This window comes from Bacteroides sp. (assembly GCF_052357945.1).
Lineage (GTDB): Bacteria > Bacteroidota > Bacteroidia > Bacteroidales > Bacteroidaceae > Bacteroides.
Window position 1 is genome coordinate 7,915 of record NZ_DAWCXD010000017.1, and the last position, 20,817, is coordinate 28,731.

Here is a 20,817-nt window from a genome sequence, read left to right on the forward strand (position 1 = left end):
TCGCGCAAGTTTTGCTTGCGGCAGGGGTCACCCGCAAACATACCAAATATGGGAATGTATATTTGGTGAAACCGATGAAAGCGGCATAAAGCTTCAAATAGAGGAAGGGTTCACCCGTAAGGATCTGGGGAGTAATGGTTTATAATAGGAGTGAAAGAGGTAAAAGAAGTAAAAAGAAAAAGAGGACATTAAGAGGAAAATAAGCTATAAACAGTAAGATGTTGAATAGAAAATCAGGAAAAACTTGATTATCTATTCAACATCTTACTGTTTATAGCCTAGGATCATCTGCCTGAAGTCAGTAGTATATGCTACTTTGTTTCCGGATATTTATCCTACTATCCATTTACTGCCCGGTATAAACGAAATGATCTTAGTTGTTACAAAACAACAGATAAACGTAACCACTGCGATACATGGTATAGCGGCAACAGTGGGAAGCGCCAATGTATCTTTGAACACAGTCACCCACAGTCCGAGCCAGAATATGTGCATAAGATACATACCATAGCTAAGTTTCGATGTTTCCGTCACCAACTTGGGAGCTTGCGGACGTTTGATACATGTAAACATAAGGAATGTACCCGTTGTGAGAAGCACACAGTTAATGGTACAGAAAGCCCATCCTATTTCTATTACAGGTGTGGAATGGAGTTCGCCGGGTATAGCCTGCACATAGAATGAATAAATAGTCCATACAGCACCGATCACCATTAAAATGGTTCCTATAATGAAACGTTTGGAACGGTTCCAGGTAAGGTGTACACGAATGTAATGCGCCAGAACAAGATAGCCCAGATAACCGGAGAAGTACCACAACATGTGGTATTCATTCCAGAAACATTGTCCCCACACTTCACCGCACCAACGATTGAGATAAGGCATACAGGTTGACAACACGAACAGCCCTATAAAGAAACGCTCTTCTTTAGCCGTGGCTTTTCTCAACCATGGGGATATAATTGGGATAAACAAATAAAGGCTTATCAGAGGATACATAAACCACAAGTGTCCGGCTAGCGTCGGGAAATTCAGGAATATCCGCGACAAGTCCTTCATAGATGTTTCTCCGTCTATCTGTCCCCACAGCATAGGTAGAGTGCTGTACAGTATCATGAATATGAAGAACGGTGGAAGGATGCGAAGGCAGCGCTGGCGATAGAATTGCCACATAGACTGCTCTTCCTTCATCGGTGCAAGCAGGAAGGCGGAGACTATCATGAACAGGGGTACTGCCATACGTGAAAAGCCATCGTATACTGATACCCATAGCCGGTCTGCTTCATTCGCTAGAAAAGACTGCGGACCTGCCATATCAGTAGATCCGGGAGCACCATAGAAATTCTCACTGGCATGAACAAGGATGACGAGAAAGCATGCAAACACACGGATGTAATCTAAAAAAACAATACGTTTCATTTATTCTAAGTTTTCTAGTTATTAATTTATTCTTTTGTGTTCGGGAACGCAGAGATTCTCAACCGTGCCGCCCCCATAGGGATCAATGTTATTTCTTCTTTATCACCTTTCACCGCATCTTCTTCCGGCAATACGCCACACAGTCCTGTTTCATCTATCTCCCATTCAGGAACCGGACGACCGATAGCTTTTACTTCTAAAGGTACACTGGCTACTGTGAAAGGATAGTTGTCAGCCGGCCAGGATTTACGGATGACCTTGAAATTCTTCAAAGGTTCTTTCTTATCCAATACCAATGAATAATTCCAAGGGCTATCCGGATAGATTTCAGTAGTAGGCCATTTCTGGGGATCAGCACCTTTCTGCCATTTTGAATCACCGATAGCAGTCTCGCGACTGTCTTTCTCTACATATTTCTCTGCAATCTTAAGAGACAAAGTCAAAGGTCCGTAATCTACGCTTACGCTGTTTTTATTGACCTGCCAGGTACGCATAGACAAAGACATCGGAAGAGTCAATTCCACACGGTCACCATTCGCCCACTCGCGATTGATGCAAAGATATTTTCCCGCTACAGGAGCTGCACTTACCTTCTTGCCATTCACCCGCACTTCCGCCTTTTGAGTCCATGAAGGAATACGAAGATAAAATGGAAAAGCAACCTTTTCATCGGTAGAAACAGTGAAGGCAATGCCTTCTTCAAAAGGATAATTTGTCTCTTCGTGAAGAGTGATTTCCTTGCCGTCACCCACTTTCACTGTAGCTTTGCAAGCTGCATAAATAGCTGTTGCTACTCCGTTGTCGGGAGTTGCCAATACCAGATGTTCGGTGAAGTAAGGCCAGCCCTGTGCATGATTGTGTTGGCAGCAACGACTGCTGAAAGGATTCATCGAAAGGAACGGGCCACGATTGTCAATGCCCGGATGATGATTCTTCGAATCACTGACAGCATGGTTCGGACAAGTGATATAACGCAATGCCTTGAAGTCCGGCATCACGGCAGCCGGATAAGAGTTGAACGCTACTTCTTCGCAGTGTTCCGCCCACATGGGATCTCCTGTCATGCAAAGCATGATTTCATCGGAAGCCATTTGTTCTACCAAGCCGCAGGTTTCCACTCCCTGTCGGGGATCGATATATCCCAGACGAGCATTTTCATCTGCACCGAACATACCTCCGGGAACCTGTCCAAAAGTACGCCGTATCAGATGATGGACATTATAAGAGGCTTTCAGCATCGCTGAATCTCCGGTCTGCATATAATAAGTGGCAGGTTCACGGAAACATTGGGCGATATTTACATTGTGCCAGTTAGGTAAGGAGGTGGATTTTGTCCAGTCGGCTGTGTTACGGTGAATCTTCTCGGCTAATTCAAGTAGGAAAGCATCCCCAGTATGGTTGTAAAGCCAGTAGATACTGATGATATTGTCACCACCACGGCTTTTCTCCCAATAATCTTCCAGAAGTTGGTCATCGGGAACAGTCATCTGCCACTTGAAGTAATTCGTCATCAGGTCAATGACACGCTGATCTTGAGAATACTCATAATAAGATTGCAGACACCAGAGCATAATCATCTGTGCCCAAAGTTCGCGTTTGCCGTTACGTTCATTGACCGGACCGAAATAGCCGTCCGGCTGGCGACTGGCAAATACACCTTCAATCCAATATTTGGTTTCTTCAATCATCTTCGGGTCATTCAGGATATATGCTAGATTGCCATATCCTTTGAGCCAGTAAGGAACTTCCTCCCAGCCGTGGTCTCCACCGGTTGTCAACCAGGCATTATTATCCTTTTCCAGCCAAGCGCTGATTTCTCCCAAATGTCCGGTCAGACCGTCGCGTTGCAATTCCAGATACTTCTTCACCCATCCTTCGGGCTGAATACTACCTACCGGCAACTTTATAAAATTCAATGGTCGAAGCGGAGCGCGATACCCGATATAATTGGTATTGACGGACTGTATGTCCGGTCGGTCCACTACCGTCACCGTACCACTAGAAGAAGCAGGCGCACAAGCTGTAACCGCCACTCCAAGCACTATCGATGCAAAAAGTCCTTTAGTTTTATTTTTTTTCATTTCGTCTATTCTACTGATTCCGGAAATCATCCTAATTTCCCTATGAGCCCTATTGAGCACCAATAAATTACATTCGAAGCAAAGAACGGATAATCTCTAATCAGACAACCCGTTCTTCAATGGCATGAACTGCCTTTATAACCTATTTATCAACAGAGAATTTGAAGATACATTGGCTTGTATACTTTTCGCCCGGGCGAAGTACAGCCGACGGCCATTCCGGTTTGTTCGGAGTATCCGGATATTTCTGTGTTTCGAGACATACGGAAGCACGTTGGTTGTAAGTAATGCCTTTCTTTCCTGTCAGCGAACCATCGAGGAAGTTACCTGCATATACCTGAATACCCGGTTCGTTAGTATAAACGTCGAGTACGATACCAGTCTTCGGTGATTTCAAAGAAGCACATTTACGGGTTACGTCGCCTTTCGTGTTCAACACCCAGTTGTGATCGTAACCATTGCCGTTTTTCAACTGTACGAAATCATAGTCGTTGATACGTTCGCCTACCGGAGTCAGGGTGCGGAAATCCATCGGGGTTCCTTCTACCGGAACGATCTCGCCAGTCGTCATGAAAGTACTGTCCACCGGAGTATAATAGTCCGCATCCACCATCAACAAATGACCGGAGTTGTTGCCGGCATCGCCTTCAAGATTAAAATAAGAGTGGTTGGTCATATTTACAATCGTCGGTTTGTCCGTTTCCGCTTCGTATTGAATATCGATGGCATTATCGTCCGTCAGTTTCATCACCACTTTACAAGTGATGTTTCCCGGAAAACCTTCTTCACCGTCTTCTGCACGGTAAGTCAACTGCAATTCCTGCGGATTCAACAATTCTGCATCAAACACCCGGTATTGGAATCCTTGCGGTCCGCCGTGCAGACAATGACCGTAGTTATTGCGGGGAAGCTGATATTCTACCCCATCCAAGGTGAACTGTCCCTGATTGATACGATTGGCATAACGTCCGATAGTCGCACCAAAATCCGAAGGCTTGCTGATATAGTCCTGAATAGAATCGAAGCCAAGCACTACGTCCTGCATTACTCCGTCCTTGTCGGGAACCATCACTGAAACAATGCGTCCACCGAAGTTCGTGATACAAACTTCCATGTTGTTCTTGTTACGCAGAGTGAACAAATCAGTCTTCTTTCCATCTACTTCTGTCTGGAATTTACTCTGCAATAAACCGGAATCTGTAGCCTTTTCAGCTTTCGGAGTACAAGCTGCCATTAAAAGGGCGGCAACTGCCCATACACATAACTTTTTCATGATACAATTGTTTTTTTTAATATTAGTTTTCAGCTATTCATATTTAGATGCAGACGACGCGGATAACGCGTTTTTTCTAATTTTGCATCAGAAAAAGAGCCGCATCATCCGCGTTATCCGCGTTCAATTTACTATGTCAGCATATTACTGTATACTATTCAATAAATCTACCTTTCCTTCATTAACCAGCTTCAAAATCAACTCACCGAAAAGAGTATTCTGCCAGGCAAACCATGCACGGGTAAATTTCTTCGGATTATCCTTATGGAAAGATTCGTGCATAAAGCCTGTGTCGGCATCCGTATCCATCAGCATCTTGATGCAGGTCTTGATTTCGGCATCATTCTGACTTGTGAAGGCTTTCATCATAATACTCATCGGCCACACCATATCGTAACCGATATGCGGTCCGCCGATTCCTTCGCCTGCCTTGCCTTTAAAGAAATAAGGATTGTCCTCACTCCACACAAAACGGCGGGTATTCTGATAAATCGGATCGTTTACATTCACATCACCCAAATAAGGCATCGCAAGCAAACTCGGCACATTGGCATCATCCATCAGATGATGATTTCCAAAACCATCCACCTCGAATGCATAGATTTTACCATATTTAGGATGATTATACACCGCATATTTCTTTAAAGCTGTTTCCACCTCCTGCGCCAAGTCCTTACATTCTTTAGACAAAGCTGTCTTCTTGTTTACCTTCTCCAAAATCTCGGCTGCCTTACGCAAGGAAGATACGGCAAAGAAATTGGAAGGAACCAGGAATTGAAGCGTAGTAGCATCGTCCGAAGGACGGAAACTGGAAACAATCAAACCGACTGGTTTCACCGGTGCTCCCAGACCGTCATTGCTCACAGTATCCAGTGCACGTTCCGTCTTACGTTGGAATTTATAAGGACCTACTCCGTCTTTGCGTTGTTGCTCTTTGAATGTTTTCAGTACATTAGTGATTGCCTGAATCCATTCTTCGTTGAATATGCTCGCATCTCCGGTAGTCTTCCAGTAATGATAGGCCAAGCGCAAAGGATAACACAAGGAGTCAATTTCCCATTTACGTTCGTGCAACTCCGGTTTCATGTCCGTAAGGTCACTCATCCAGTGACCGTCAGGAATAGCGCCGTCATTAAAAGCATTCGCGTACGGATCGATATTGATACATTTGAACTGGCGGAGAATAACACCTGCCAGCATTTCTTTCAGTTCAGGGTCCGAATTAGCTAATTGCACATAAGGCCATACCTGTGCACCGGAGTCGCGTAGCCACATAGCGTGAATATCACCCGTATATACGAATGTATCCGGTTTGCCATCGCTTCCTTTACGGAAATGTACGGTTGTATCCAGTGTATTCGGGAAACAGTTGGTAAACATCCATGCCAACTTCGCATTCTTCAAAAGTTTCTGTACACGGAGAATCTCCTTCTCTACCGCATTGGAACGGAACAAACGAGTGGATATTTCCGGGCGGTTATCTTTCTGAATAGCATCCGCCAGACATACATGCATTTCCGTCATACGGTTGGAGGCTTGCAGCTCCCCGCCACAGAGAAGTATACCTGCCAGCATACCTGCACTGATATATTTGATTTGTTTTTTCATGATTACTTCTTCTTTTTGAATTCATTAGAGAAAGAGTAAGGGAAATCGCTTTCTTTCGTACCACGTTGCTGATTGGGTTTGGCATCCATCTTGAAAGAAATGGTGGCGCCATTCATCAGGTCCTGATGGGTCAGGTAGTTTTTGGTATGTTCCTTGCCGTTCAGCGTCATTGATGAAATGTAACGCTTGTCGTCTCCGTTATTCGGGGCGGAGATGGTTACTGTCTTTCCGTTTTCCAGATGCAGTTTCATCTCTTTGAAGTAAGGAGTACCCAGGACATACTCATCCGTACCGGGGCATACCGGATAGAATCCCATTGCCGAGAACACATACCAGGCAGAAGTCTGGCCGTTGTCCTCATCACCGCAATAACCGTCGGGAGCAGGAGTATAGAGTTTATCCATTACTTCACGAATCCAGTGCTGCGCTTTCCAGGGTTGACCGGAATAGTTGTACATATAAAGCATGTGCTGAATCGGTTGGTTGCCATGTGCATAGTTACCCATATTCATGATCTGCATTTCACGGATTTCATGGATAACGGCTCTGTAATAGCTCTCATCGAATATCGGAGGCAGAATAAATACAGAGTCCATCATCTGGTTGAATCCGTCTTTACCACCCATCAGGTCGATCAGACCTTGAGGATCGTGGAATACAGACCAGGTGTAATGCCAGCTGTTACCTTCCGTGAAAGCATCTCCCCATTTCAACGGATTGAACGGAGACTGGAACGTACCGTCTTCATTCTTGCCACGCATCAGTTTGTGTTCGGGATCGTATAGGTTCTTATAATTCATTGCACGCTTGGCGAAGATTTCAATCTCTTTTTTCGGTTTCTTCAAGGCTTTGCCGAGTTGGTAGATACACCAGTCATCATAAGCATATTCCAGTGTACGGGCTGCATTCTCGTTAATACCTACATTATAAGGAACGTATCCCAACTTATTATAATACTCATGTCCTAATCGTCCGGTAGAACCCACTTTCGGATGCACTGCGTTTGCTCCGTGTTTCACGGCTTCCCACAGGGTTTCGATATCGTATCCTTTCAATCCTTTCAGGTAGGCATCGGCAACGACGGAAGCGGAGTTGTTTCCAACCATGCAACCTCTGTGTCCCGGACTTGCCCATTCCGGCAGGAATCCGCTTTCTTTATAAGTGTTCACCAATCCTTCCTGCATCTTTGTATTCATGGATGGATACATCAGGTTAAGGAATGGGAACAGACAACGGAACGTATCCCAGAAACCGGTATCGGTAAACATATATCCCGGAAGTACTTCACCATTATAAGGGCTGTAGTGCATCACATCTCCTTTAGCATCTATCTCGTAGAAACTTCTGGGAAATAATACTGAACGATACAGACAAGAGTAGAAGGTACGCAAATGATCGATATCATCATCTTTCACTTCAATACGTCCTAAAACATCGTTCCATATCTTGCGGCCTTTCGCTGCAATCTGTTCAATGTTGTCCGTACCCAGCTCTTTCAAGTTCAGTTCCGCCTGTTCAGGGCTGATAAAAGAGGAAGCTACACGCACATTTACCTGTTCGCCCTTGCGGGTTTTGAAACCGATCAGTGCACCGGCATGATTGTCTGTCGCTTCCAGTTTGTTGGTGTCAATCACACCACTGGCTACGGCAGCCGTATAAGTAAACGGTTTGTCGAATACCAGTACAAAGTAGTTTTTAAAGTTGGCAGGAACACCACCGCTGTTTTTAGTGGTATAACCGATAATCTTGTTCTCCGAAGGGATTACTTTCACAAACGAGCCTTTATCAAAAGCGTCTACCACTACATAAGAGTGGTCGTTTTCGGGGAAAGTGAAACGGAAAGCAGCCGCTCTCTCTGTCGGAGCAATTTCGGTCACTACATCATGATCGGCAAGATATACTTTATAATAATAAGGAGTAGCCGTTTCAGCTTTATGAGAGAACCAACTGGCACGCTCATCCTGATTAAATACTGCCTTACCGGTTACCGGCATGATGGCAAATTGACCGTAATCATTGATCCAGGGACTTGGCTGATGGGTTTGTTTGAATCCTCTGATCTTGTCAGCGTCATACGTATACGCCCATCCATCGCCCATTTTACCAGTCTGCGGAACCCAAAAGTTCATTCCCCAGGGCAGCGCAATGGCAGGGTAAGTATTTCCGGTAGATAATGCGTGCTTTGACTGCGTACCAACCAGCGGACTAACATAGTCCACCGGTCCGGTAATTGTTTTTGCAGTCATAGCCCATGCACTAAGTAACGTAAAAGCGAATAGAGCTAGTTTCTTCATGGTATTTTTGTTTTATTTAATCAGTTTTCCTTCAAGCATTTTGATATAATATCCACCTACAACGGAACGTGCCTGGAAGCCTCTTTGATTCGGTTCGTCTGTAAATACCCAGTCGGACATCGGCACACGGTTAGGTGTCACGTTCATAAACAGATATACGGGTTCGATAAATTTCTCAAAGGTAGCTTTGTCATTTGCCAATGTAGCTGTCCACATGATCCAGTCGGTCTTTGTGTATGTTTCACGGTTATCCAACGGAAGACCATATTTATTTTGCTTCGAAAGATAGTAAGCTATTTCCGTTTCTGCAACATTTTTAGGGAAGATTTGCAGATTCAACAGTTTATCCCACACCAAGTTATACTTCTGGCTCCATGTTCCCGGTTTGTCAAATGTGAGACGATAGTGGTCACCATCATCAGCCATTTTCACCCATTCGGCAGCCATTTCTTTCGCTTTCTGTGTGTACTTTTCAGCCACATCTTTTTTGCCCAGCATATCTGCCAGATAACCGTATGAAGCAACACCCATGATTGCTTTGATAGAAAGGTTGGCATTGTGTGCAAAGTGACCTGCAAAGTCATCGGTACAAAGTTGGTTGGCCGGATCAAGTCCGTTCTCTACCAGATAGTCTGTCCATGTAGTCAGGGTTTCCCAGTGTTTCTGTGCGTAATCTGCATTACCTTCTACCTTTGCAATGGCAGCAGCCAATACTACCATATTACCCGATTCTTCTACCGGCATATCACCGCCATAAGTCTGGCCGTTAGCCAATGGATAAGTACCGACATCATGCGCAGCAAATGGTTTCGCCCATTTTCCGCTTTCGCTATAATAGAAGATATGGTTCATGGTAGCTTTCACCAATTCCGGATTGTAGTATAAAAGCAACGGAGCCCCCGGATAAGTCAGGTCGACTGTTCCGATGGAACCATTACTGAAGTTCTCCTTAGAAAGGAATACCAAGTCGCCGTTCGGAGCCTGTACCAATTTGTGTGCAGCCAATGCCTGACGATAAGCCAATGCACAAAGTTCGGCATATTTACGTCCACCGGCAGCAGTAGCTTCTTCCATCAGTTTCTTGTCGAAAGCAGCACTATTCTTCATTTGTGTCTTGTATTCTTTCTCCGCTTTCTGGAATTGGGAAACAATCGTTTCATTGCCCTCACGGTTCCAGTAAGGACGCAGGTTATCACCAAAGTATTGGATAGAATAAATATCATCATATCCGATCAGCAGATGGCCATCAGCTTTTTGTGTTTCGCCCAATGAACGTACCAAAGCCAGTTTATCATAACCGTTTGTGGTAGGAGCTTCCAGTTTATTGGCAACGAAGTTCTTGCGCAGCTCTCTGCCGTCACCGATTGCAGATGTGCTGTTTTCCTTTTCAGCTGCCAGATAGAAATGTCCCCAGTCAATACGAACATCATCACCCTTTTTCTTCAGAATATCCTGATTGCGACTTCCGGTACGAAGGAATAACAAATCGCCGTCAGTAAAGCTGTCGGCAACAGATTCCTGGTGAGGTTGGTCGATTGCCCATTGCGGAGATGCTTCGAAATACAGTTCAACCTGATGTTTCTTTCCGTCATTGGAGGCTACTTCATAAGAGATATAGTTGACAGGACGTGACAACAAATCCAGATTATCCATAAACATAGGAGCAGTAAATGTCAGTTTCAAATCTACCGGACCGCAAGTAAATGTATAATAAGTCTGCATGGGTTGTACATCTGCAGAAGTTTGTTGCGCTGTTTGATGGAAAGAACGGTAACCGTCCAATTCTACCAGCAATCCGAAATCCAACAGTCCGTTTCCTACCCGGTTATGACAATAGCCTGCAATCAGATTCTCACCCGGTTTCAAAGAAGCTACTACTTCTTCCGACAGTTTCACCCGCTCGTTCTTTTTACAAGCATTGCCTGTATCCACTACCTTGATGCCGTTGATATAAATAATAGCATCATCGTCGTGAGAGAATTCAAGATATACATTCTTTCCTGTCAAGTCTTCCTGAATATCAGCTACCCGGCGTACCCAGATAAATTCTTCTCCCCATTGGGTTTTGGCTGTATGTTCATTTTCCATCGTTCCGAAGGCAGCTTCGCCTTCTTTCCATGCTTTATCATTGAATCCGACATTCTGCCATCCGTCAGCAGGCTGTTGAGTGGTATACTTTCCTGTCCAGCTACCTTGTTCGGATGTCTTTACCAAAGGACGTAGTTCCAGTTCTTCCGTTCCCATGAAACGGTAGGTTTGTCCGTCTACTTTCGCAACGCCCAGCAAAGGAAAGTCCTTGCCTGTCCAATGTTTCACAGGACTGTCATACAGATTGTCCGTAGTAGACCATGCACTGGTATAAGGATCGATCGTCACCAGCGGGTATGCCGGAGCACGTAATTCATTCTTCTCGTGCTGTTCTATCTGGGTCTCACAGCTACAAAGTACAGAAGCTGTTCCCAGCAACAGCATCATCAGTTGTTGTTTCATAATTTAATTCACCTGTTTATTTAATCTATTTTACCATTCTATCGATACATTCACTCCGGCGGGATCATTCTCGAAACTCAATAAAAGAGTTTTGGAAGATTCATCCCATTCCGGCTGTTCCGCCTTTCCGTTTACCAAGACCTTTCCAGGTTTACGCGGCAAAAGGACTCTTGATACATTCGTCGTATGTAACGGGCTTTTAGCTACAAACGAGTAGCTCTGCTTCCCTACTTTTTCATCATAAATGCGGGAGGCTCCACAAAGTACCTTTGCTTTCACTTTACCCGATACTTTATTCAAATCGTACAAATACCCCTGTTCACCGGGATTAATCTGCTTGACTGTCAATACCGGCAAGTCTTTGTCGAACAAATCGATATACAGTCCCGACAGTTTCAAAGGTTCTTTAGAAGAACTTTCATCCATTACTGCCGCGATTGTATAAGGTCCCCGTTCCACTACAAAATTGTTTTTGATTTCTATCTTTTTACCTGTTTGATTCAGATAAGCGGATGCAATCGTTTCAAAGTATTTGCGGTCGTTCCCGTTCTTCAACACAAAATGCTTCGGGTCTTCGCGCATGACAATCACAGTGCCTTTGCCGGAACGGTATGTTCCATCACCGGGAGTGCGGGACAAGCCCATTGCCTCAAACAGATGTTCCGAAGGGGCTTTGTAGGCGTTTCCTTCTGTATTCCACCATTCCAAAACCGTTTGATAAGGATCGACATCTTCTCCGCAATACACCAATGTTCCTCCCTTTTTAACCCAATCTGCCAGATAGTTATGGTATTCCGGCTTCATTGGTTTCATGTTTGAGTAGGACATTACGAGTACCTGAAGTCCTTTGAAAGTTTCTTGAAACGGAGTATTCTCCATGTGTACCAGTTCCACCGGAATTCCTCTTTTTAATAATGGCAAAGTTTGGCCATAGAAGCTGGAGAATTGCGGATCGTCATATCCGTTATGATCCGGGAAGCGCTGGAACATCAGCGAATTTGCCATTAATACCCCAATGCCGTGCGTACCATTGATTTGTTTGTCAGAGGTGCGAATATCATTCAGTGTATTAATCATCACCTGCATTTGCATGGAGTATGAGCGTGGGATGCGTTCTTTCTGATCGGTTCCGGCTATCCGGTATAATCCTTGATAAATACGGTCCGGCCAGGGCATCACTTCATAAGTATCTACCATCGGATACATTAGTTGTGCAGCAAAAGTGGCCTGATAATTTATCTTATAGTCCAGCCAGTCTTTGGCACGGTCTTCAATCGGATCGGTCAGGAAATACATTTTGCGGTTCAAAGGAGCGGTCATGGATTTCATGCAGCCATATTCGAGAAAAGCATTCTCAAATACACGTTCTTTCTTTACACCGTTATAGAAATTCGGTTCACGGGCAGTACCCGTCCATACCTGCGCTATATAGCCGTCTACACAGTCCAATGAAGCCAGACTGGCTTCCGGGCTTACAATTTGCCAGGAAGTGTAGTTAATCAAAGAGTGAGTAGGCACATAGCATTTCACATCCAGCCCTTTCGATTTACCGTATTCTTTGGCATAAGTAAATATCTTATCCAGTGCATGATAGTAGAGATGATATTTCAACTTATTGGAAAGGTAGGTATTCTCGGGAGATTCATGTTGAGGTCTCCAGGGGAAATTATAATATTTCTGCCATTCAGACTTGAAGGCTTCGCTATATCCGCCACGCATCCAGAATTCCGGTTCCTCCAAATAGATAGAAGTAATTCCGGCATCAATCACCCGCTTTATCTGCGTTTCCTGCATATAACGAATAAAACTTTCGGTAGGTACAATGTAGGGTATCAAGTGTCCGTGAGCTATCTCGTTTCCGTTACGATCCCGTTGACCTTCTTTCAGGTGACCGTCTATTCCATCCCATTTGCCGAGGAAATAGTCTTTATAGTCTCCCCATGCCACTCCGGTCATAAATTGCGTCTGATATCCCTTGTCTCTCCACGACTGAACACGCTGTTCAAAAGAAACGCCCTTTTTATCAAGTGTGCCATATACCATCGTAGCATCGGCACGCACATCTGTTTCCGGTTTCCAGGGTTCGGCTGTTTGAAAAGTTGTTTTCGCTTCCTTGCCGTTAGTAGTTTGAGTTTGAGCAAAGGAAACATTATTACCGGTTAATAAAAGGCTGAATATAATCAGTAGTTGTTTATTATTCATTTTTACGTGGTTCTGTGTTGTTTTCTATTTACTTCTTAGCTGGGAATAAAAGCATCAATGCCGGTATACCGGAAGCAGAATAACTGTTGATTTCCGCACCTGCCGGCAATTTCTTATGATATTCACCTCCACACACATTTCGCGTCTCATCTCTGTTTGCCCAACCTGTTTTGATGGTATGTTTCAGGAACGGAAGATATTGCGTTTGTCCGCAATCATATACTAACCATGCCATGTATTCAGCAAAGATGGCAGTATAGATTCCCTGTTCAATACCACTTTCGAAAGGTAGCACTTTATGTTCTGCTGACATATCTTTCACAGTATAGTCTGCTGCCAGAATAGCATTGTCCAGATAACGTTTCTCTCCGGTCGCCTTATAAAGCAATATGGATGCACCGATAAAGGTTGCCTGGTTGTAGACATGTGCCTTCCATGCGGGATTGCCATTTCCATGACGGCTATCAGCGATCTTTCCAGTTTCTTTATCCAGCAGATTTTCCACTCCCCATTCGTAGATTTCTTTGCCTTTGGCAAGATATTGAGCCTTCGTCTGATAATCCGGCCGTTTGTCGGTCGATTCTTTTCTATTTTCAGGCACATTATTATAGAGGGTCAATGCTGCCACCACTGTCGGAAAGTTAATACATGCCATCTTTCCATCCCCGAATTTATTCGGTTTCGGATTCCGAATAGGTTGCCATTGCCAGAACATACCTCCGTTTTCTTTGTCATACGAACCAGTATCTCCCACCTTTTCCGAACCATACCACACGCGTTTGAAACTGGCTTCCGAGAGTTTCAGATATTCATCCACCCCAAAAAGCTCGTATGCACGCGCCAGACTGATAGTCCACCACATGATATCATCATAGATGAACCAGCCGGTATTTTCGTTGTTATCATCAAAATCAAACTGGCAATATTGCGCTTTGTTTCCTGCGAAGATTTTCTCGCAAAGTGCTTTATACTCACGAGTCTTCTTTTTGTCTTTCTGTGCCTTTGCCAGTTTATAAGCATTCATCGCCATGTCCCAATAAATAGGCTGACACCAGATAGCCGCCGCTCCATTACCACGGTCAACAGCGCTTGGATAGGAGGAACTTGTTTTATAAATATATTTACTAGAGTCTAGTAGGGTATTGTTAAACCCTTCGTAAGCTGCCCATACATCTTCGTTAGTATATGCGTGCTTCTTCTGGTTTGCTTTTCCTAAATTGCCGACTGCCCATATAGTAGTTGATGCTCCCAATAGTAGTGTCAGAGCCAAAAGAATTTTGCTTTTCATGATAGTTTATAAGTTTATAGTATTTTTCCTGTTACAAAGATTGCAGAAATAGCTGAAAAAAAACAATAATATTTATTCAATAAAGAACAAATACAGACCAAAACGCTTTTCTGCAATAAAAATATAGGATTAATAAAGGGTTATTGGAGAATAATTTCCCCTCATTCTGCCTTACGACAGAGATAAGGGGAATATTTAATCTACCTATTGAAAACTCATCCTGGTAAACAATTATTTGTTATCTGTAATGTCTGTGGACTCAATCCATTGCCAATCATCACCCCTTAATGTTGCCGTATGACCCTTCAGACCTGTAATTGTTCTAGTAGCACTTTGAGTAGGCTGATCACCCTTCACCTCAAAATCCCAGGCTTCTACCAAATTCGGATTATCGGCACTTACACCTTCTTCATTACCCATATAAGAAGCATATACCTGATTTTCTGTCCGGTTTGTTTTCCAGATACGTATCTTCTTTATGTAACCTGAAAACCATTCGTTACGGTTTCCATTATTGTCCATCATACAGAATCCGGTCATTTTAACCTGATTGGCTATGGATTGTTCATTGATATACGTTCTCCAGGACTCACCCACACGAATGGGATCACCTTGTCTCGTACCGTCAATCATGGAATAACACTTCACATCTGTCGGAGTATCAAATCCCGGCAGGCCTTTATCTCTGAACAGGAATGCATAATGCGTCCAACGATCTTTGGTCCAGTTATCTGATTTCTTCCATCCCGGTTCCCACTCTTGAGGATTCGTATGATTATCATCTTCCCAATGGGCAACCATTGTCCTCAATAACCCTTTCATACGATCCTGTGCACGCCATCCGCTCCAATAAGGATCGTTCGTCATCGTAGAAAGGAAAGTACAGTTATCTTCTCCCTGTTTATTACAATATTCTTTGATATTCACCCAAAGTTCTATCGTGAATGCCTGATTATCATCCTCTCCAAACTTCACATAATCCTCACTATAACCAAAGTCTATATATGAACCGGCATTTCCGTCTACAAACAGATTCCAGGTAATCTGGCTGTTATCCGGCCATGCAGAGTCTTCTACTTCTTCCACTTTCTTATCGGCGGCGACAATAGCCTCATCATAGATTTCCTGCGTCATATCTGTAATGGAACCGGATTTGATTCTTTCAGCCAGACTTTCCAGGTCTTGAGCAGCGCTCTCCAAAACTGATTTATTATCAACCGGATATTGGCCCTGATGATTTCCCCACTTCGTTTCATCATTAACGATTGCAAGTATTTCATCCGCCTTAGCTAGCAAATTATTAATATATTGTTGTGCTTCCGGAGACAGATTATAATATTTTGAATTCTTAAACTCATCAATAGCCTTATTTACCTTTGCTACAGCGGCTTCCAGAGTTGTTTCATCCAGTTCTTCGCCACCTTCCACCCGCTTTATCAGGGCATCCAACTCGGCAATGGCAGCATTCAATACATCCTTTCCGGTTTCGGGATAGGTGCCGGGAGCAGTTCCGTAGGTTGAATTTTTCAATAAATAGTTCAATGATGTACGGTTCTCTTGCAGGATACTCAATTGTGTATCTGTTATATACTCGTCTTCAATATCATCACAAGCGGTAAATATCCCTGCCAGACAAGAAATCAGGAGGAAAGAGAGGAGCATTGCTCCCTCTCTCCATTTATTAGTTAAACATTTCATGTTTTTCATCGTTTTTACATTATTATTCAACAATACGTTGCCACTCGTAAGTACCGATAATCTTAGCAGTATGACGGCCTGTCAGGTCTATTACTTCATTACCCGAACCGGAAGGTTTGGTGGTGAAATCCCATGCTGCCGCCAAGTCTTCTTCTTTACCAGTCACTTCAGCCGTCCCATTATAAGAGCTCTGGATATATTCGTTATCCTTTGCACTTTTCCAGATACGGATTTTCTTCATATAGCCGGCAAAACCTTCTTCAAACAGATTATCACTGGTACGCATATACCGTCCGAAAGCAGTCATTGGTGTGTTATAGCTGGCATAGTTGCTGGAATTATAGAATCTGCTGCCAACACTTCCCTCGGTTGTTTTCATTTCTCCATTCACATACAACTTCGCACGATATTCCGGACTATCCGGCAAACCTTTGTCACTGTACACAAACAAGAAATGTTGCCATTCTCCATCTTCCGGAGCCTTCAATGACGGTTCACAGATATTTCCTCCTGTTTCGCCCCAAGTTGCACGATAAATACCACCGTCTGCATTACGCCAATACATCATCCAGCCATTACGCCATCCGTCACCGCCCATGTAGGTAGAGAGGAACACATTCTGGTCTTTTCCACCACCTTTGGTTACTTTCACCCAAAACTCAACAGTAAAGGCTTGATTTCCTTCGGTTCCGAAATTCACATATTCTTCGCTACGTCCGAAATCAATATAAGAACCACCGTCGCCACGTCCATCCACAAACAGTTCAGCCGGTGTAGTTTCAGCATCTTCTGTACGGATCGTGCTTTCAAACTGTTCTATAGCTGCCTCGGCTTCTGCCACATAGCGTTGTTTCTCACTTTCCGACGGAGAAGGTTTCTGATATTTGATTAGAAGTACTGCACGATTAGCATCATCTATCGCATCTGTCAGAATAGCCCGGCTTTCGGTGGGGTACTGTCCCTTCTTATCTCCGTATTCTGAATTTTGCTGCAAATCGGTCATTTCAGCAATCAATGCATCCAGTTGATCGATATAGGCATCCTCTATTTCAGGAGCTGCAGTATACTCGTCATGTGTTTCTTCAGAACAAGCCGCCAATTGAAGTGTCAGTACCATGCATAACACATAATACCATATTTTCCAATTTGAATATTTCGTATTCATTATTCTTCTTTTTTATGGGTTACAATTATTTATCTGCCGGAAACAATAACATCAATGCCGGTATTCCGGACGCACTATAGCTGTCGATAGTAGCACCTTCTATCTGCGCCTTATGGTATTCGCCACCACACAGATTACGTGTCTGATCGCGATTAGCCCAGCCATAATTAATATTACGCTTCAAAAATGGTAAGTACTGTGTCTGACCACAATCGTTTACCAACATAGCCATGTATTCCGCAAAGATAGCGGTATAAATACCCTGCTCCACTCCACTCTCAAACGGCAATAAATCGTAGGTTGCAGACATGGTATTCATCGTATAGTCGGCTCCCAGAACCGCATTATCCAAATATGTTTTCTCTCCGGTAGCTTTATAGAGCAATAGCGAAGCTCCGATAAAAGTGGCCTGATTGTACACATGGTCTGACCATGCCGGATTTCCTTCGCCATGCTTACTGTCGGCTACTTCTCCAGTATTGCTGTCCACCAGATTCTTCACAGCCCATTCATAGATTTCTTTTCCTTTTGCCAGATAAGCATCTTTTGTTTCATAATGCGGACGGGTAAAGTTGCCGTACTCATTACTCCAGCTTTCCGGATTCGGATCTGCCACACGGTCAGCAGGAACATTGTTGTAGAGAGTCAATGCAGCCACTACAGTGGGGAAGTTGATACAAGCCATCTTGCCGTCGCTGGCTACATTCTCATTCGGATTGCTGATAGGCTGCCATTGCCAGAACATACCTCCACCCAAATTCTTTTCAGGATCTGCATACGAACCCGTATCACCGACCTTTTCCGAGCCATACCACACACGTGCAAAACTTGCTTCTGCCAGACTGCGATACTCGTCTACTTTAAACAATTCATAAGCACGCGCTAAAGTAATGGTCCACCATTGGATATCATCATAGATAAACCAGCCGGTGTTCTCATTATTATCGTCAAAATCAAAGTTTGCATAATGCGCTTTATTTCCGGCAAACAAATCATCGCACAACTGCTTGTATTTGTTTTCTCTTTCCGTATCCCCTTCCGCTTTTGCAAGTTTATAAGCATTCATCGCCATGTCCCAGTAGATAGGTTGACACCAGATAGCGGCAGCTCCGTTATTACGGTCTACAGCAGCTGTATAAGCGGTACTTGTTTTATAAATATTCTTATCGGGGTCCAGCAAGTAATCATTAAATGCCTCATAGGCAGTCCAGGTATCTGCATTGGTATACTCCGGGACAATCTCATAATCCGGCGTATACGGCTTTGCCTGCTTATCCTCATTGCAAGAGGACATACAAAGGACACCGGACATGAGACAAACTGCAGAGAAAATATATTGTTTCATCATAATTTCTATTTTATAATCAGTATTTAGAATCCTGTATTCTGAACCAAGTTTTTATCAATATCAATCTCACCCTGTGGTATCGGGAAGAAATACTGACGGTCAAAAATACGTTTTACAATCTCCGTACGTTTGAAGAATTCATTTCCGTCATAATTGACATTCATTCCATGAATTGCCTTGTTGAAATATTCATTTACCAATCCCCAGCGGCGTACGTCAAAATAACGGCAGTTTTCGAAACTCAATTCGATGCGTTTCTCCTTGCGGATCAACTCCATGACCTCATCCGTTGTAGTCGGTTTAGGCAGATTGACTGTCTCACCGTATCCCGGAATACCTGCACGCTTACGGATCATGTTCATATAAGTCCATATATCTTCATGAGTCGGGCTGACATGTGCCAGCGCTTCGATATAGTCAAAATAAATATTAGTCAGACGCAAGAGTACACAAACCAGATTTTGGTTACGGTCGCCGGAATCCATACATTTACGTACCAGATAACCAGTACTGCTATAGTCATTGCTACCTTGTTCCTTACCACAACTTCCGCTATAAGTGAAATCTACTACATAACCGCCTTCTGTTCCATCAAACCATTTTGAATTGCTAAAGGTGATGTCGGCATAGAAACGAGGTTCACGATTGACATACATCATTCTGGTTCCTACCGGTGCATATAATGTACCGTCTGTTCCTTTGTATTCTGTTGTGGAGACTCCCTCTTCTACATAATCGGATTCCTCATTGATAATCGGAGTGACACCATCAGCATTATAGCCGGAGATAGGGGATTCTCCGTTTGACATGAAATAAGCATCTACCATTTCCTGTGTTGCCCCCAACAAGCTACCCCCTCTATAATCGGTCGTATTACCGGATCTATTCGGCATACGGTCGTACTGCATGGTTCCGGCAGCATTATCCAAACGATAGAAAATCATTTCTTTATTGTTACCCATTTCAGAAAACAGGGTTCTTACTGCACGGCGATAAGATTCCGTCGGGCTGAAGCCTTCCGAGTCCGGACCGGAAACAGAAACACCGTCCTTGTTGGTATACATCAAATGATAACGGCTGCCATAATTAGAGAAGAATGTATTGCATTCATCAATCACTCTCTGCCAGTTGGCACGTTTGGTAGCTTCATCCGGTCTGCTGGGAAATAGTTTTGTTCCATCATTATTAGCCAAATCAGAATAATAGGTACTTTCTCCATTAAACAACCAACTGGCACGATAAGTCAATGCCTCGATGATAAATGCCTGTGCAATCGCTTTGTCAATACGACCATATCCGGACACCTTATCGGTAGAAGCATCATCCAGTAGACCATCGTTTTGCGCACCTTTCAGTTCTGATACGATAAAATCGAAACACTCGTCTACCGTATTACGCGGGAGTTGCAACTCATCGCTCGGAGTATCCATCGGGAAGTCCTTTTCAAGCAAAGGAACCGGGCCATAAGTACGCACTAAATAAAAATAGTAGATAGCCCGTAAAGCTCTAGCTTCTGCTTTCCATTGATTTCTTTCCGTAACAGTCAACGGTGCCTGATCTACATTTTCTGTAAATACTGCAGCTTCATGGATACCTGAAAACCAGCTCTTCCAGCGGTATAATACCATCGTTCCTTCGGTAGCATCAATAGAGTTGTTATTTATCAGTTTTCCCTTATTGTCATTTGTCCACTCTGCCTCGTCACTGGAGCCTGTCCAGGGACCGGGAGTACGGTACAGACTGGTTTCATGTACCTGACGTTGGTTAAATTCATCCGGTAAGAATGTATATACGTTCGAAAGATACCGCAAAGCTCCATCTCTGGTTGTGAAAATCTCTTTGAGTGACAAACGGTCATCAGGCACTTGGTCAAAATAGTCATTACAAGATGTCGTCAAGAGACACGCCAGCAAACTAACGATTATATAATTATATTTTTTCATTATCTTTT

General features: G+C 43.7%; 11 protein-coding genes and 1 pseudogene. All 12 read right to left on the reverse strand.

The genetic code is table 11. The annotated features are described in order from the left end of the window. Positions 1-330: 330 nt before the first annotated feature. Positions 331-1,419 carry an acyltransferase gene (locus ACT8YW_RS05925; protein WP_118196193.1) on the reverse strand — a complete coding sequence of 363 codons (1,089 nt, stop codon included), beginning with the start codon at positions 1,417-1,419 and terminating at the stop codon, positions 331-333. Positions 1,420-1,445: 26 nt separating this feature from the next. Next, positions 1,446-3,500 (reverse strand): beta-L-arabinofuranosidase domain-containing protein, encoded by a 2,055-nt coding sequence (locus ACT8YW_RS05930; protein ID WP_444104327.1) that lies wholly within the window; start codon positions 3,498-3,500, stop codon positions 1,446-1,448. Positions 3,501-3,642: 142 nt separating this feature from the next. Next, positions 3,643-4,773, reverse strand: coding sequence for an aldose epimerase family protein (locus ACT8YW_RS05935; RefSeq protein ID WP_444104328.1), 1,131 nt, complete (start codon positions 4,771-4,773; stop codon positions 3,643-3,645). Between the two features lie 144 nt (positions 4,774-4,917). Further along, positions 4,918-6,279 (reverse strand): annotated as a pseudogene (locus ACT8YW_RS05940) (glycoside hydrolase family 125 protein); the annotation flags it as partial. 104 nt (positions 6,280-6,383) lie between these two features. Next, positions 6,384-8,675, reverse strand: coding sequence for a GH92 family glycosyl hydrolase (locus tag ACT8YW_RS05945; protein WP_444104329.1), 2,292 nt, complete (start codon positions 8,673-8,675; stop codon positions 6,384-6,386). A gap of 12 nt (positions 8,676-8,687) precedes the next feature. After that, positions 8,688-11,165, reverse strand: coding sequence for a glutaminase domain-containing protein (locus tag ACT8YW_RS05950; protein WP_444104330.1), 2,478 nt, complete (start codon positions 11,163-11,165; stop codon positions 8,688-8,690). A 30-nt stretch (positions 11,166-11,195) separates the two neighbouring features. Continuing rightward, a complete protein-coding gene (locus tag ACT8YW_RS05955; RefSeq protein WP_444104331.1) occupies positions 11,196-13,367 on the reverse strand; it encodes a hypothetical protein in 2,172 nt (723 codons plus the stop codon). Positions 13,368-13,395: 28 nt separating this feature from the next. Next, a complete protein-coding gene (locus tag ACT8YW_RS05960) occupies positions 13,396-14,655 on the reverse strand; it encodes a glycoside hydrolase family 76 protein (RefSeq protein WP_444104332.1) in 1,260 nt (419 codons plus the stop codon). Positions 14,656-14,886: 231 nt separating this feature from the next. Further along, a complete protein-coding gene (locus tag ACT8YW_RS05965; protein WP_444104333.1) occupies positions 14,887-16,353 on the reverse strand; it encodes a DUF4972 domain-containing protein in 1,467 nt (488 codons plus the stop codon). A gap of 22 nt (positions 16,354-16,375) precedes the next feature. Further along, positions 16,376-17,518 carry a DUF4972 domain-containing protein gene (locus ACT8YW_RS05970; RefSeq protein WP_444104334.1) on the reverse strand — a complete coding sequence of 381 codons (1,143 nt, stop codon included), beginning with the start codon at positions 17,516-17,518 and terminating at the stop codon, positions 16,376-16,378. A gap of 25 nt (positions 17,519-17,543) precedes the next feature. Next, entirely contained in the window at positions 17,544-18,866 is a 1,323-nt protein-coding gene (locus ACT8YW_RS05975; protein WP_444104335.1) for a glycoside hydrolase family 76 protein, read from the reverse strand. Positions 18,867-18,889: 23 nt separating this feature from the next. Further along, positions 18,890-20,809, reverse strand: a complete 1,920-nt coding sequence (locus tag ACT8YW_RS05980) for a RagB/SusD family nutrient uptake outer membrane protein (protein WP_444104336.1) — start codon at positions 20,807-20,809, stop codon at positions 18,890-18,892. Between the last annotated feature and the right edge of the window lie 8 nt (positions 20,810-20,817).

Coding starts and splice junctions, on each gene's coding strand:
- ACT8YW_RS05925 (WP_118196193.1), bottom strand. CDS start 1,419: ATGAAACGTATTGTTTTTTTAGATTACATCCGTGTGTTTGCATGCTTT.
- ACT8YW_RS05930 (WP_444104327.1), bottom strand. CDS start 3,500: ATGAAAAAAAATAAAACTAAAGGACTTTTTGCATCGATAGTGCTTGGA.
- ACT8YW_RS05935 (WP_444104328.1), bottom strand. CDS start 4,773: ATGAAAAAGTTATGTGTATGGGCAGTTGCCGCCCTTTTAATGGCAGCT.
- ACT8YW_RS05945 (WP_444104329.1), bottom strand. CDS start 8,675: ATGAAGAAACTAGCTCTATTCGCTTTTACGTTACTTAGTGCATGGGCT.
- ACT8YW_RS05950 (WP_444104330.1), bottom strand. CDS start 11,165: ATGAAACAACAACTGATGATGCTGTTGCTGGGAACAGCTTCTGTACTT.
- ACT8YW_RS05955 (WP_444104331.1), bottom strand. CDS start 13,367: ATGAATAATAAACAACTACTGATTATATTCAGCCTTTTATTAACCGGT.
- ACT8YW_RS05960 (WP_444104332.1), bottom strand. CDS start 14,655: ATGAAAAGCAAAATTCTTTTGGCTCTGACACTACTATTGGGAGCATCA.
- ACT8YW_RS05965 (WP_444104333.1), bottom strand. CDS start 16,353: ATGAAATGTTTAACTAATAAATGGAGAGAGGGAGCAATGCTCCTCTCT.
- ACT8YW_RS05970 (WP_444104334.1), bottom strand. CDS start 17,518: ATGAATACGAAATATTCAAATTGGAAAATATGGTATTATGTGTTATGC.
- ACT8YW_RS05975 (WP_444104335.1), bottom strand. CDS start 18,866: ATGATGAAACAATATATTTTCTCTGCAGTTTGTCTCATGTCCGGTGTC.
- ACT8YW_RS05980 (WP_444104336.1), bottom strand. CDS start 20,809: ATGAAAAAATATAATTATATAATCGTTAGTTTGCTGGCGTGTCTCTTG.